Source organism: Streptomyces caelestis (genome assembly GCF_001279005.1).
Classification (GTDB): Bacteria; Actinomycetota; Actinomycetes; order Streptomycetales; family Streptomycetaceae; genus Streptomyces; species Streptomyces heliomycini.
This window is the reverse complement of sequence record NZ_LGCN01000205.1, coordinates 24,605-38,169: the sequence shown is the minus strand read 5'-3', so window position 1 is coordinate 38,169 and position 13,565 is coordinate 24,605. Positions and strand designations below refer to the sequence as shown.

Annotated in this window: 14 protein-coding genes; 5 read left to right on the top strand and 9 right to left on the bottom strand. The window is 72.1% G+C overall.

Translation table 11 applies throughout. The features are described from left to right. A complete protein-coding gene (locus ADK41_RS22300; RefSeq protein WP_030829802.1) occupies positions 1 to 2,415 on the top strand; it encodes an MMPL family transporter in 2,415 nt (804 codons plus the stop codon). On the opposite strand, the gene ADK41_RS22295 is transcribed toward ADK41_RS22300, so the two are convergent. The 9 genes from ADK41_RS22295 to ADK41_RS22255 form a co-directional block, all read right to left on the bottom strand. Further along, a complete protein-coding gene (locus ADK41_RS22295; RefSeq protein ID WP_030829805.1) occupies positions 2,408 to 3,190 on the bottom strand; it encodes a TetR/AcrR family transcriptional regulator in 783 nt (260 codons plus the stop codon). The genes ADK41_RS22300 and ADK41_RS22295 overlap by 8 nt on opposite strands. 31 nt (positions 3,191 to 3,221) lie before the next feature. Further along, on the bottom strand, positions 3,222 to 3,725 hold the full coding sequence (locus tag ADK41_RS22290; RefSeq protein ID WP_030829808.1) for a thiol-disulfide oxidoreductase DCC family protein: 504 nt from the start codon (positions 3,723 to 3,725) through the stop codon (positions 3,222 to 3,224). Next, entirely contained in the window at positions 3,722 to 4,129 is a 408-nt protein-coding gene (locus ADK41_RS22285) for a membrane protein (RefSeq protein ID WP_030829810.1), read from the bottom strand. Before ADK41_RS22285 ends, ADK41_RS22290 begins: the two co-directional genes overlap by 4 nt. Positions 4,130 to 4,255: 126 nt before the next feature. Continuing rightward, positions 4,256 to 4,870 (bottom strand): Uma2 family endonuclease, encoded by a 615-nt coding sequence (locus ADK41_RS22280; protein WP_030829813.1) that lies wholly within the window; start codon positions 4,868 to 4,870, stop codon positions 4,256 to 4,258. A 153-nt stretch (positions 4,871 to 5,023) separates the two neighbouring features. Then, positions 5,024 to 5,803, bottom strand: a complete 780-nt coding sequence (locus ADK41_RS22275) for a succinate dehydrogenase iron-sulfur subunit (RefSeq protein WP_030829816.1) — start codon at positions 5,801 to 5,803, stop codon at positions 5,024 to 5,026. Next, positions 5,803 to 7,557: a succinate dehydrogenase flavoprotein subunit gene (gene sdhA, locus ADK41_RS22270; RefSeq protein ID WP_030829819.1), complete on the bottom strand. Its 1,755-nt coding sequence runs from the start codon at positions 7,555 to 7,557 to the stop codon at positions 5,803 to 5,805. The genes ADK41_RS22275 and sdhA overlap by 1 nt, the downstream gene beginning before the upstream one ends. 19 nt (positions 7,558 to 7,576) lie before the next feature. Further along, the gene (locus tag ADK41_RS22265) at positions 7,577 to 8,059 is read right to left on the bottom strand and encodes a succinate dehydrogenase hydrophobic membrane anchor subunit (RefSeq protein WP_030829822.1); all 483 of its coding nucleotides are present in this window, start codon (positions 8,057 to 8,059) and stop codon (positions 7,577 to 7,579) included. Between the two features lie 5 nt (positions 8,060 to 8,064). Beyond that, positions 8,065 to 8,445, bottom strand: a complete 381-nt coding sequence (sdhC, locus tag ADK41_RS22260) for a succinate dehydrogenase, cytochrome b556 subunit (RefSeq protein WP_078662030.1) — start codon at positions 8,443 to 8,445, stop codon at positions 8,065 to 8,067. Positions 8,446 to 8,623: 178 nt separating this feature from the next. Next, entirely contained in the window at positions 8,624 to 9,310 is a 687-nt protein-coding gene (locus ADK41_RS22255; protein WP_106979504.1) for a 2-oxo-4-hydroxy-4-carboxy-5-ureidoimidazoline decarboxylase, read from the bottom strand. 182 nt (positions 9,311 to 9,492) lie between these two features. Here ADK41_RS22255 and ADK41_RS22250 point away from each other — a divergent pair, with 182 nt between their 5' ends. The 4 genes from ADK41_RS22250 to ADK41_RS22235 all read left to right on the top strand — a co-directional run bounded on the left by ADK41_RS22250 (position 9,493) and on the right by ADK41_RS22235 (position 13,439). Beyond that, positions 9,493 to 11,061 (top strand): beta-N-acetylhexosaminidase, encoded by a 1,569-nt coding sequence (locus ADK41_RS22250; protein ID WP_037804601.1) that lies wholly within the window; start codon positions 9,493 to 9,495, stop codon positions 11,059 to 11,061. Between the two features lie 183 nt (positions 11,062 to 11,244). Next, positions 11,245 to 11,802, top strand: coding sequence for a hypothetical protein (locus ADK41_RS22245; protein WP_030829832.1), 558 nt, complete (start codon positions 11,245 to 11,247; stop codon positions 11,800 to 11,802). A gap of 101 nt (positions 11,803 to 11,903) precedes the next feature. Continuing rightward, on the top strand, positions 11,904 to 12,299 hold the full coding sequence (locus tag ADK41_RS22240) for a hypothetical protein (protein WP_037804590.1): 396 nt from the start codon (positions 11,904 to 11,906) through the stop codon (positions 12,297 to 12,299). A 522-nt stretch (positions 12,300 to 12,821) separates the two neighbouring features. Next, on the top strand, positions 12,822 to 13,439 hold the full coding sequence (locus ADK41_RS22235; RefSeq protein ID WP_030829837.1) for an RNA polymerase sigma factor: 618 nt from the start codon (positions 12,822 to 12,824) through the stop codon (positions 13,437 to 13,439). Positions 13,440 to 13,565: the final 126 nt, after the last annotated feature.

Genomic DNA, 13,565 nt, shown 5'->3' with positions numbered 1-13,565 from the left:
TTGGCACGCTGGTGCTATCGGCATCGGCTGGTGGTCCTGTTGCTGTGGGTGGGGGCGCTGCTCGGACTGGGGGTCTCGGCGAGCGGCGCGGGCACGAACTACGCGGAGGTCTTCTCGCTGCCGGACACCGACTCCAAGCGGGCGTACGACCTGATGGAGAAGGCGTTCCCGGAACGCGCCGGAGACACCGACACCGTGGTGTGGAAGGTCGACGAGGGATCCGTGCGGGACGGCTCCGTACGGTCCCGGATCCAGCCGGCGCTGACGGAGATCGGGCGCATGGAGGGCGTCGGCGCGGTCACGGACCCGTACGGCGCGCAGGGCGCGGCGCAGATCAGCGAGGACGGGCGGATCGCCTACGCGCAGGTCACGTTCGCCGAGCAGGCGGACGCCGTGCCGAAGGGGCTGGTCCAGGACGTCGTCGACACCGCGCAGGACGCCGCGCGCGACGGGCTCCGGGTGGAGCTGGGTGGTCAGGCCATCACACGCGTCCAGGAACCGCCGACGGGCACGGCCGAACTGGTCGGCATCCTGGCCGCCGCCGTCGTGCTGTTCGTGGCCTTCGGGTCGCTCTTCGCGATGCTGCTGCCGATCGTGGTCGCCGTCTTCGGCGTCGGCACCGGCATGTTCGGCACCCAGCTGCTCAGCCACGTCACCGACGTCCCCGAACTGGCGTCGCTGCTGTCCACGCTGATCGGTCTCGGCGTGGGCATCGACTACGCCCTGTTCATCGTCACCCGGCACCGGCGCGGCATCCTGCGCGGCGCCGACCCGGAGGAGGCGGCGGTCACCGCCCTCAACACCTCCGGCCGGGCGGTGCTGTTCGCGGGCGGCACGGTGTGCATCGCGCTCGCCGGGATGCTGGTGACGAACCTGCGGTTCCTGGACGGCGTGGTCATCGGCACCACGCTCACCGTCGTCCTGAGCGTGCTCGCCGCCGTCACCCTGCTGCCCGCGCTGCTCGGCCTGCTCGGCCACCGGGTGCTCAGCCGCCGCCAGCGCCGCGGGCTCGCGGCGGAGGGCCCCCGGACCGAGACGGCGAGCGGTCTCGCCGCGCGCTGGTCCGCCGGCGTCCAGCGCCGCCCGAGGTCCGTGGCCGCCGTGGCCGTGGTCCTGATGGCGGCGCTCGCGGTCCCGCTGCTGTCGCTGCGCCTCGGCACCGTGGACCAGGGCAACGACGACGCCTCCATGACCACCAGGAAGGCCTACGACCTGCTCGCCGAGGGCTTCGGGCCCGGCTTCAACGGCCCGCTCCAGGTGGTCGTGGACGGCGAGGCGTCCGACGGCCTGGTGACGGGGTTGGAGGAGACCGAGGGCGTCGCCCGGGTCGCCGCCGTACCGCCCGCGAACGGCGTCACCGTCATCCAGGTCGTCCCCACCACCTCCCCGCAGGCCGAGGAGACGGACCGGCTGATCGACACCCTGCGCGAGGAGGTCATCCCCCGGGCGGGCGTCGAGGCCCACGTCGGCGGGGTGACCGCGGTGTCCAAGGACTTCGCGACGGTGACCGGCGAGCGGCTGCCGCTGTTCATCGGCACGATCATCGGCCTCGGGTTCCTGCTCCTGCTGCTCGCGTTCCGTTCCCTGGTGGTGCCGCTGACGGCCGCCGTGATGAACCTGCTCGCGGCGGCGGCCTCCTTCGGCGTCCTGGTGGCGATCTTCCAGTGGGGCTACGGCCTGGACCTGCTCGGCCTCGGCCAGGAGGGCCCCATCGCGTCCTTCCTGCCGATCATCATGCTGTCGCTGCTGTTCGGGCTCTCCATGGACTACCAGGTGTTCCTGGTGAGCCGGATGCACGAGGAGTGGGTGCACACCCGGGACAACGCCCGCGCGGTGCGCGTCGGCCTCGCCGAGACCAGCCGGGTCATCAACTCCGCGGCCCTGATCATGGTCTGCGTCTTCCTCGCCTTCGTGCTCAGCGGCGACTACGGAGCCGCCATGGCGGGCGTGGGGCTGGCCGCCGCGGTCGCCCTGGACGCGTTCATCCTGCGCACGGCGCTGGTGCCGGCCGTGATGCACCTGCTCGGGAAGTCCAACTGGTGGCTGCCGGCCGGTCTGGAGAAGCGGCTGCCGCACCTGGCGGTGGAACCGAAGGAGGACGCACCGCCCGGGCCCACCGGGGTCCCGGACCCGCACGGCCCCTCCTCGGTGGTCCACGGCTTCGTCCGCACGGCCGACGGCGAACCCGTCGAGGGCGCCGCCGTCACCCTGCTGACCCCGGGCGGTCGCCGGCTGGACCGCGTGATCTCCCTGGCCGACGGCGCGTACATCGTCTCCGTACCGGCCCCGGGCGCCTATCTGCTCGTGGTCACGGCGACCCCGCTCGGTTCCCGCGCGGCGCACGTGACCGTGGTGGACGGCCCGCTGGTGCACGACGTGGAGCTCACGCCCGGTGAGGTGGACGCCGTCAACTGACGGTGCCGGGGCGTCCGTCGTCGGCGGGCGCCCCCTTCTCCTCCTTCTCCCTCTTCGCCGGGTCGGGGAGCGCCTTCGTCATCCCGGGCAGGAACTCCGTGAACAGCTCGTGCACCTCCCGGACCAGGGGACGCAGCACCCGGAAACGGGCCAGGGCGATGCCCCGCGCGGTGATCCGGGCGCCGCGCTCGGCCAGCCGGTAGCTGCGCTCCCGGCCCTCGGTCCGGTCGAAGATCCAGTACAGGACGAGCCCCATCTGGGACAGCCACATCAACTCGGGCAGGATGTCCCGCAGCTCCTCGGGCACCTTGCTCTTCGTCCCGGCGAGCACCGCGCGGTGGACGCTGATCGCCTCCACGCGCGCGTGCTCCGACTCGGGGGAGAAGGGGCTGAGCGGGCTGTCCGGGTCGGCGGCGTTCTTGAAGAACTGCACCGCGAACTCGTGGTACGGCGTGGCGATGTCCAGCCACGTCTTCAGCACGCCGGCGAGCCGGGCCTCCAGATCGGTCTCCCGGGCCAGGACCTCCCGGACCGCGGCCTGGTGCTCGGCGGCGATCCGGTCGTAGAAGCCCTGGATCAGGTGCTCCTTGCCCTCGAAGTAGTAGTAGGCGTTGCCGACGGAGACCCCGGCCTCCTTGGCGATGGCCCGCATGGTCGTCTTGTCGTACCCGCGCTCCTGGAAGAGCCGCATGGCGGTCTCGAGGATCAGGGCGCGGGTCTGCTCGGACTTGCTGAGGGTGGCGCCGTCGCCGGGGCCGTCGTTCTTCGCGGGCACGGAAGGAGCCTAACGCCAGGGAGGGCGTGCCCTACGGGGCGGTGCAGGCGCCCGCGGCGCAGTTCGGCGGGGTGTGGCTCCAGCCGTCGCGCGGATCGTACGTCCACCCGTCGCCCCGGTGGTACACGCTCCCGCCCCACCCGGTCGTCGCCCCACGCCACTTGGCGGCGGCCAGTACCGCGCCCCTGGCGAGCCGGGCGCCGGACGGGGTGCTCAGCCGGTGGGCCAGCCGCCGGTACCTCCGCAGCGCCCACAGGGTGACGACCCAGGCGGCGGCGCCCCGGTAGACCTGCCCGGCGTCACCCACGACGGTGATCTCCTCCAGGGTGGCCCCGTGGTCCAGGCCGGGAAAGCGGGCCCGCGCCGCCTTTGACCCCGCCGGGACCGGTTCCAGCGGCACCAGCTGCGGCTGGCGCACCAGCCAGTCCCGTACGAAGGCGCACAGGGAGCACTCGGCGTCGTACAGCACGGTGAGCCGGCGGACCGGGACGCGCGCGGCGCCCCGGTCCCGAGGTGTGGCCGTCACGCCGCTCACGCCCCGGCCGTGGGGGCCGCCCAGCCCTGCGGCGGCACCGGCGGAACCTGCTCCCGCTCCATCATCCCGCGGCGCCGGATCCTGTTGAGCACGTACACGTTGCCCAGGTGCATCACGCCCAGCACCAGCAGCACCACGCCGAGCTTGGTCGACAGGGCCTCGAAGACGCCGCGCGTGTCGGTGATCGTCTCGTCACCGCTCAGGTACAGCGCGACGAACCCGAGGTTGACGAGGTAGAAGCCGACCACCAGGAGGTGGTTGACGGCGTCGGCGAGCTTCTCGTCGCCGTGCAGCACGTCGGCGAGGAAGACCCGCCCGTTCCTGCTGAGCGTGCGCGCCACCCAGACGGTCAGCCCGATGCTGACGACGAGGTAGACGACGTAGGCGATGACCGTGCGGTCCATGTCCCCCAGCCCTTCTTGAACGCGTTCAAAACGCTGACAGGAGAGACTCTAGCCTCTTTTTTTGAACGTGTTCAACTCAAGGGTGGAGTGGGCTGCGTCACGGATCGGCCGCGCCCCGTGCGCGGTTCAGCCGGACGTGCGCCACCGGCCGGCTCGGAGGATCTCGGCCACGTCCAGGGTGACCTTCGAGCCGATGGAGCCGGGGAGGGTGACCTGCTGGCCGGGGGAGTGGAAGCGATGGCTGGCGTACTCGTTCCCGACCGGATCGGTCAGGACGTGGAGGCGCTGGTGCTCGCGGTCGACGATGACGTAGACGGGTACCTTCGCCCCCGCGTAGGCGGCGACTTTCGCCCCGAGGTCGGCTCCCCGATTCTCGGCGGTGACCTCGAGGACGAGTCGGAAGCAGGCCGGGTCGTAGGACTTGCTCCTCCCGGCGCGGTGCTCGTCGATGTCCGCGTTCACCACCGCGAGGTCGGGGACGGCGAAGTCCTCCGCGCCGGTGGGGAGCGAGAGGCCGACACCCTGCAGCACCCCGGTCTCACCGTCGTCGAGGCCCGCCGCGATGAACCGGCGCATGATCCTGGTCAGGGTGCGGGCGTGCGGGCCGTCACGCTGCGGGGACGCGACGATCCCGCCGTTGACGATCTCCCACCGGTATTCGGGACAGCGTTCCTCGAGATGACGCACCCACATGGTCAGTGGGCGTTCGCCGTGGCGCGGGTCGCCGGATGTCACGGGCATGCGTGCCTCCTCAGGGGTGGAGCCGGAAGCATCCTCACGCGGACCGGAGGCCCTCCGCGACAGCCTTCCGAACGCTTCACCCAAAGGTGTGGCATATGTCGTGAGGGCCCCGTCTCCGGCGGAGACGGGGCCCTCACGGACGTACGGCGTGCCTCAGTAGCGGCGCGTGATCAGCGCACGCTTCACTTCCGCGATCGCCTTCGTGACCTCGATGCCGCGCGGGCAGGCGTCCGTGCAGTTGAAGGTCGTGCGGCAGCGCCAGACGCCGTCGCGGTCGTTGAGGATCTCCAGGCGCTGCTCGCCGGCCTCGTCACGCGAGTCGAAGATGAAGCGGTGCGCGTTGACGATGGCCGCCGGGCCGAAGTACTGCCCGTCGTTCCAGAACACCGGGCACGAGGACGTGCACGCGGCGCACAGGATGCACTTGGTCGTGTCGTCGAAGCGCTCGCGGTCCTCGGCGGACTGCAGCCGCTCGCGCGTCGGCTCGTTGGTGTCCTTCGTGATCAGGAAGGGCATCACGTCCCGGTACGCCTGGAAGAACGGCTCCATGTCCACGACCAGGTCCTTGAGGACCGTCAGGCCCTTGATGGCCTCGACCGTGATCGGCTTCTCGGGGTTGATGTCCTTGATCAGCGTCTTGCACGCCAGGCGGTTCTTGCCGTTGATCCGCATGGCGTCGGAGCCGCAGATGCCGTGGGCGCAGGAACGGCGGAAGGTCAGCGTGCCGTCCAGGTCCCACTTGATCTTGTGCAGCGCGTCGAGGACGCGCTCCTTGGGGTCGATCTCCAGCTGGAAGTCTTCCCAGACCGCCTCGGCCGAGACCTCCGGGTTGAACCGGCGGATCCGCATCGTGACGGTGATGTACGGGGAGTCGGCGAAACCGGGCTCGGGGGAACCGGCCGCGTCCGCCTTGTCCAGAACAGGGGTAGCCATCAGTACTTACGCTCCATCGGCTGGTAGCGGGTCTGGACGACCGGCTTGTAGTCCAGACGGACGGTCTCGGTGCCGTCGGCGCCGACCTCGCGGTACGCCATCGTGTGGCGCATGAAGTTGACGTCGTCGCGGTTCGGGTAGTCCTCGCGGTAGTGACCGCCGCGGGACTCCTTGCGGGCCAGCGCGGAGACGGCCATGACCTCGGCCAGGTCGAGCAGGTTGCCCAGCTCGACGGCCTCGAGGAGGTCGGTGTTGAACCGCTTGCCCTTGTCCTGGATGGCGACGTTCTTGTAGCGCTCGCGCAGCTCGGCGATCTTCTCGACCGCCGTCTTGATCGTCTGCTCGGTGCGGAACACCATGACGTTGGCGTCCATGGTCTCCTGCAGCTCACGGCGGATGGTGGCCACCCGCTCGTTGCCGGTGGAGGACCGCAGCCGCTCGATCTGCTCGACGACCAGGGACTCCGGGTTCTCCGGCAGCTCGACGAAGTCGGCCTTCCGGGAGTACTCCGCCGCCGCGATGCCGGCCCGCTTGCCGAACACGTTGATGTCCAGCAGCGAGTTGGTGCCCAGGCGGTTGGCGCCGTGCACCGACACGCAGGCGACCTCGCCGGCCGCGTACAGGCCCGGCACGACGGTGGTGTTGTCCGCCAGCACCTCGCCCTGGACGTTGGTCGGGATGCCGCCCATGGCGTAGTGCGCGGTCGGCTGGATCGGGATCGGGTCCGTGTACGGCTCGATCCCGAGGTAGGTCCGCGCGAACTCCGTGATGTCGGGCAGCTTGGCGTCCAGCTGCTCCGGCGGGAGGTGGGTGAGGTCCAGGTAGACGTGGTCGCCCTCGGGACCGCAGCCGCGGCCCTCGCGGATCTCCGTGTAGATGGAGCGCGAGACGACGTCACGGGACGCGAGGTCCTTCATGACCGGCGCGTACTTCTCCATGAAGCGCTCGCCGTCCTTGTTGCGGAGGATGCCGCCCTCACCGCGGGCGCCCTCCGTCAGCAGGATGCCCATGCGCCAGATGCCGGTCGGGTGGAACTGGAAGAACTCCATGTCCTCCAGCGGCAGCCCGCGCCGGTACACGGCGGCCTGGCCGTCACCGGTCAGCGTGTGCGCGTTGGACGTCACCTTGAAGAACTTGCCGGTGCCGCCGGAGGCGTAGATCACGGCCTTCGCCCGGAAGACGTGGATCTCGCCGGTGGCCAGCTCGTACGCGACCACGCCGGCCGACCTCTTGACGCCGTCGACCTCGGTGATCAGCTGGTCCAGGACGTAGAACTCGTTGAAGAACTCCACGCCCTCCTTGACGCAGTTCTGGTACAGCGTCTGGAGGATCATGTGGCCGGTGCGGTCGGCCGCGTAGCAGGAGCGGCGGACGGGCGCCTCGCCGTGGTTGCGGCTGTGCCCGCCGAAGCGGCGCTGGTCGATGGTGCCGTTCGGGGTCCGGTTGAACGGCAGGCCCATCTTCTCCAGGTCGAGGACCGAGTCGATGGCCTCCTTCGCCAGGATCTCGGCGGCGTCCTGGTCGACCAGGTAGTCACCGCCCTTGACCGTGTCGAAGGTGTGCCACTCCCAGTTGTCCTCCTCCACGTTGGCCAGCGCGGCGGCCATGCCGCCCTGCGCGGCGCCCGTGTGGGAGCGGGTGGGGTAGAGCTTCGTCAGGACGGCGGTGCGGCTGCGCTTGGTCGACTCGATGGCCGCGCGCATGCCGGCGCCACCGGCGCCGACGATGACGGTGTCGTACTTGTGGATCTTCATGATTCTCGCAACCCCGTGCCTAGCGGATGTTCGGGTCGAAGGTGAAGATCACCAGCGTGCCCAGCAGGATGGTGAACACCGTGGCGGTGTAGAGCAGGCCCTTGAGCCACAGCCGGGTGTTCGGCCGCTCCGCGTAGTCGTTGATGACCGTGCGCAGCCCGTTGGCGCCGTGCAGCATCGCCAGCCACAGCATCAGCAGGTCCCAGACCTGCCAGAACGGCGAGGCCCAGCGGCCGGCCACGAAGGCGAAGCCGATCTTGGAGACGCCGCCGTCCAGCACCAGCTGGATCAGCAGGTGACCGATGACGAGGACGACCAGGACGACGCCGGACAGGCGCATGAACAGCCAGGCGGCCATCTCGAAGTTGCCGCGGGTGCTCTTCGGGCTCTTCCTGGTCCGCTTGCGCGGGGGCTCGATGACCGGCGCCGGGTTGTCGACGGAGTAGAGCGGGGCGCCTTCGACGGGGCCGACGCCCGAGGCGGTGGTGTCAGTGGTGGACATGGGCGTCAGCTCCCGAACAGTTCACGAGCGGCGTGGCCGAGCACGGGGTAGATCGCCCCGAGCATCAGCACGAGCCACAGGGCGACGACGGTCCAGAGCATCTGCTTCTGGTAGCGGGCGCCCTTGACCCAGAAGTCGACGGCGATGACACGCAGGCCGTTGAGCGCGTGGAACAGGATGGCGGCGACGAGGCCGTACTCCAGCAGCGCGACGATCGGCGTCTTGTACGTGGCCACGACGGTGTCGTATGCCTCGGGGGACACCCGCACGAGAGCGGTGTCCAGCACGTGAACGAACAGGAAGAAGAAGATGAGGACGCCGGTGACTCGGTGAGCCACCCAGGACCACATTCCTTCCCGGCCGCGGTACAGCGTTCCAGCCGGCACGGAAGTTTCCTCCGGGAGCGGGGTTCGGGGCCGCGCCGGCTTTCCTTGTCGGTCGGGCCCGGCCGGGTACGGTCCACCGGCCCCCAGCATGTTAGCGACGTGAGCCTGCGGCGCGGACAGGGGGCCTACCGGTGTGATCAAACTTGCACTCGAAGGGGTGCGCGTCGGTGCTTGGCGGCTACCGGGGCGGGGCTTCGTCGTGTTCGCCGGGTGCGGGCCCGTCGATGGCTGGTCGCGCCCACGCGGCGGAGTCGCCCATGTCACAGTCCCGCGCCCCCAGGAAGCCGGCCAGCCGCTCCCTCGCCAGGCGCCGGAGTTCTTCCGCCGCCACGGCCCGTTCCTCGTCCGGATCGTTCGCCAATCGTGACCGGATGTCCTCCAGGACCCGGTCCAGGGCCTCCTCCTCGGGGACGCCGTCCAGGCAGATGACGAAGACGTGGCCGAACTTGGCCTCGTACGCCGTGTGGGCCGCGGTCAGGGCCGTGTGGGCGGCGGAGTAGGTGCCGTCGGGGAGGGCGGGGAGGGACTCCGCCGCCAGGGCCTGCGCCAGTTCCCCGGGGAAGAGGTCGTACACCGCCTCGTCGGAGGCCGCCAGGAGGGACGGCAGGTCGGGGTAGGGGCGGTGGCCGGAGAGGCGCAGGGCCCAGCGCGGGCTGCGCAGGCAGGCCAGAAGGGCGCGCTCGGCGTCCTCGGCGGGAGCGGTGTTGAACCGCTCCAGCGCGGGCGGGACCCCGGGCGCACCGCGGGACTGCCCGGGTATGACGACTCGGCCGGGGAGGTCTGGGAGACGGTGCGCAGGCAGCGTGGGTCCTCGTGGGCGTCGCGTGTGTGTCGGTGGAAGATGCTGTGAGAGTTGTGACGTCACGTTATCGAGTGAGTCCGAGTCGTGTCCGATCGATACCCCGGATTCACTCGAACGGCAGAGTTTGGGAACGGCTCGATGACACCCTTCACCCGTTCGGGTCGTACGTTGGCGGGGTGAGTCGGCACAGGCGGTACGGGCAGCACGGGCGCGGCGCGGCGGCGGTGGTGCGGCGGCGACGGGTGCTGATCGGGGCCGTCGCCGCCGGCGCGCTGGTGGCCGCGTCCGGCGTGGGCCTCGGCCTCTGGGCGGCCTCGGGCGACGACGGCGGGTCCGCGGGCCCGAGGGCGGCGTCCCCCGCGAAGAGCCCGAGTCCGAGCCGCTCCTACCCGCTGTCGAAGGCGCCGCGCACCATACCCGCCGTACGCGAGCACACCGCGGAGCGCGGTCCGGGCTGGCGCCCCGCGAAGGACCACCGGGTGGTCGTGGACGACCCCGCGCTGGCCGACGAGGGGCGTCTGACGGCCGCCGAGCTGGGACTGGCGTACGCGGGGGAGAAGGGCGACCGGCGGGCCGGCGACCTGCGGCTGGAGCTGAACCGGGACGCGGGCGCGAACCCCGAGTCGTACACGATGACCGTGCGGGACGGGCGGGTGACCGTGACCGCCCCCGGCGAGGCGGGCGTGTTCTACGGCACCCGCACCCTCAAGCAGGAGATCGAGGGGGCCGGCGCCGCCCCCGAGGGCGTGGTGCGCGACGAGCCCGCCAAGCAGCGGCGCGGGCTGATGCTGGACACCGCGCGCAAGTTCTACACGGCCGACTGGATCGAGGACCGGATCCGCGAGCTCGGCGATCTGAAGTTCAACGAGATCGGCCTGCACTTCTCCGACGACCAGGGCTTCCGCGTCGAGTCCGACTCGCATCCGGAGATCGTGTCCGCGCAGCACCTGACCAAGGCGCAGGTGAAGAGGATCGTCGACCTCGCGGAGAGCCGGCACATCACCGTCGTCCCCGAGATCGACTCGCCCGGACACCTGGGCGCGGTCATCGCCGCCCACCCGGACCTGCAACTGCGCGACGCGGACGGCGACGCGGTGCGCGGCGCGATCGACATCTCGAAGCCCGGGGCCGCCGAGATCGTCGACGATCTGCTGGACGAGTACGCCGGACTCTTCCCCGGCGGGCAGTGGCACCTGGGCGGCGACGAGTACCAGGCGCTGGTGGTGTCCGACCCCGAGGCGTCGTTCCCGGAACTGGCCGCCGCCGCGCGGGAGAGGTACGGCTCCGGCGCGACCGTGGAGGACCTGACCACCGGCTGGCTCAATGACCGGGCCGCCACGGTCCGCGGCCACGACCGCACGCCCCGCGCCTGGAACGACGGCTTCTTCCGGGGCGGCTCGGTGCGGGCCGCGAAGGACATCCGGGTCGCCTACTGGACCGGCAAGGAGATCGGCGCCCGGCAGCCCGCGGAGTACCTGAGCGAGGGCCGCGAGGTGATCAACCACAACGACGAGTTCCTCTACTACGTGCTCGGGGAGCCCCTGACGTTCGTCTATCCGACGGGCGAGCGGATCTACGAGCAGTGGACGCCGCGGGTGCTGCGCGGCACCACCGCCGTCCCGGAGCGGTACGACGACCGGATCCTCGGCGGGTCCTTCGCCGTCTGGGGCGACATCCCCCGGGCCCAGACCCAGGACCAGGTCGCGGCCGGGATCCGGCTGCCGCTGCGGGCGACCGTCCAGAAGCTCTGGGACCCGGACGAACCGGAGCTGTCCTGGGCGCGGTTCCGGAACCTGGCGGACGAGCTGGGCTGACCGGGCCCCGGGCCGGCCCGGTGGCCGAAAACCTCTTCTTCCGTCTGCTCGACCGGCTCGGCGTGGTGCCCCTGTGACACTCCCGGCCCGTCGCACGCAGTAAGGGGAAATGCGGGCTCCGTGAGGAACGGGGCACGTCAGGGCCCCGTAGGGGGCCCGCGAACACCCCTTGGGGAGGCGTGGATGAGCCTGGTGGAACAGATCGCGCGGGCCGACGAGCGCGGGCTGGCCGTGAGCGGGTTGGCTTGTTTGGATCGGTGCGTGCCGCTGCTGGGCGGTGACGACGAGGTGCTGCGGCCCCTGTGGGCGAGCCTCGCGCAGACCGCGCCCGCCGGGGACTGGGCGCAGCGGCTGGAGCAGGCCCGCGGCGCCCTGGACGCGGCGGCCGACGACGCGGACGAGGCCGTGGCGCTCGCGCGCCGGATGCTGGCCGGCGCCCCCGCCGAGCGGTCCGCCGCCGGGTGGCGGGAGTGGGCCGACGACTGCTCCGTCGCCGCGCTGCGGATCCACCGGATGCTGGACGGCGCCGCCGACGACTCCGCCCTCGCCGGCGCCCGCCGCGAGGGCCGCCCCGAGGGCCTGTCACCGCTGCTCGCCGCCGAACTGCGCCGTCAGCTCACGGTGCTGGAACTCCTCGCCGCCCACGGCCCGGCGGGCCTGCGCAAAGCCCTCGAGGTCTCGACGGAGGGGCGCCGGGTGCTGCGCGCCGTGGTGTCCCGCCGCAACCGCAGGGACACCTAGGCCCGCGGCTCCGGCGCGGTCCTCACGGCGGTCACGGTCCCGACGGCAGTGACGAAACGCCTCACCGGAGCGCTTAGCAGGGTGTGACGACTGCGACGACTGTGACGACACAGCAGGAGACCAGGCCCTCGGCCGCGACCAAGCCGGTCCGCTGGGCGGCGGACGCGGTGGCGGCGATGCGCGAAGGGGCGCGGCTGCGCCTCGACTACTCGGCGCGCAGTCTGTGGAGCGTCGACCGGGTGATCGAGGACATACGCCAGGAGGCGGCCCCGTTCGCCGCCGTGGAACTGGTGCTGCGCGGATTCGGCGCCTACGCCGGCGAGGTGATCGCCCGCCGGACCGGCGGCGAGTGGTGGTCCGGCGGCGGCGACCACTGGGTCCGCACCCCCGACGGCCGTCTCTGGGACCCCATCGACGAGGCCCGCCGCTGCTACACGGGCGACGGCTCCCTCCGCCTGCTGTGCCGCGACGCCTGCGACGGGGGAGCGCGCCCGTAGCCGGCCGTCCGCGCGGTGTGGCGTTTCCGCGCGTCGCGGCGCGGCGTCCGGTGAGCCGACCGCGGGCACGTGCCGTCGACGACCGTGCGACGGCGAGGAGGCCGCGGGGCGGAGGAGTCGCGGCGGACGGTCCGCCCGGCGACCGGGAAGCACGGCCGGACGGCGCGCCCGACCGTCGTGTGCCCGGCGGCCCGTGCCGCCGGGCCGGGCGTCCGGCCGGTGGTGGCCGGGAGGCGGTCCGCGGCGGCCGTCGTCGTACCGGTGGTGCGGGCCGCGGGGCCGGTGCCCGGCCCCGCGGACGGGACGGCGCCCCGCCGGGCGGCCTCGCCGTGCCCCGGCGCCGGGGCACGGGAGGGCCGGCCTCCGCCCGCGTGCGCCGCGTGTGCCGCATGCGGTGTGTGACGAGCTGTGACACTTTCGTGGCGCCGGACGCTGATCACCGTGGGGGTGCGGGCGCCGTCAGGCGTGCTCACGCCAAGCAAGAGCGGCGCGCTACGCGCTCGGTACGGACGAGGACGGTTCTTGGGCCACGGAGGGGAATCCCGCCGCGCACCGGCGTACGACGGGGAACTGGGTGCGGCCGTCGCGCGGGCCCAGCAGGGGGACGAGGCCGCCTTCGCCGTGGCCTACCGGCTCGTGCAGCCCGGCCTGCTCGTCTATGTGCGCGGGCTCGTCGGGGACGACGCCGAGGACGTGATGTCGGACGCCTGGCTGGAGATAGCCCGCGACCTGGGGAGGTTCAAGGGCGACGGGGCCGGGTTCCGGGGCTGGACGGCGACCATCGCCCGGCACCGGGCGCTGGACCATCTGCGCCGGCAGCGGGTACGGCCCCGGCCGTCGACCCTGGAACAGGACGTCCTGGACCTCCCCGGGCCGCAGAGCACCTACGACCAGGCCATGGAGTCCATGTCCACCGAACGCGCCCTCGCCCTGGTCGGCGGGCTGCCGCGCGACCAGGCCGAGGCCGTGCTGCTGCGGGTGGTCGTCGGCCTCGACGGTCCCGCCGCCGCCCGTGTCCTCGGCAAGCGGCCGGGCGCGGTACGGACGGCCGCGTACCGGGGGCTGAAGCGTCTGGCGAAGCAGCTCGGCGTCGAGAGTGTGACGGATGAGGCGCCGCGGACGCTGGGTGAGTCGACATGAACGTCGGCCGGGACGGCGGACACGGCGGGCGGCGCGGCGACGTCCGGCCCGGGCCGACCGCGCCCGGCGGCCCGCGACGGCCCCCGAGGGCCGCCGGCTGAACAGGCCGGACATGCGGAACGTATC

Excerpts from the sequence above, each read along its gene's own strand:
- ADK41_RS22285 (WP_030829810.1), bottom strand. The coding sequence starts at position 4,129 with ATGGACCGCACGGTCATCGCCTACGTCGTCTACCTCGTCGTCAGCATC.
- ADK41_RS22280 (WP_030829813.1), bottom strand. The coding sequence starts at position 4,870 with ATGCCCGTGACATCCGGCGACCCGCGCCACGGCGAACGCCCACTGACC.
- ADK41_RS22275 (WP_030829816.1), bottom strand. The coding sequence starts at position 5,803 with ATGGCTACCCCTGTTCTGGACAAGGCGGACGCGGCCGGTTCCCCCGAG.
- sdhA (WP_030829819.1), bottom strand. The coding sequence starts at position 7,557 with ATGAAGATCCACAAGTACGACACCGTCATCGTCGGCGCCGGTGGCGCC.
- ADK41_RS22265 (WP_030829822.1), bottom strand. The coding sequence starts at position 8,059 with ATGTCCACCACTGACACCACCGCCTCGGGCGTCGGCCCCGTCGAAGGC.
- ADK41_RS22245 (WP_030829832.1), top strand. The coding sequence starts at position 11,245 with ATGAGCCTGGTGGAACAGATCGCGCGGGCCGACGAGCGCGGGCTGGCC.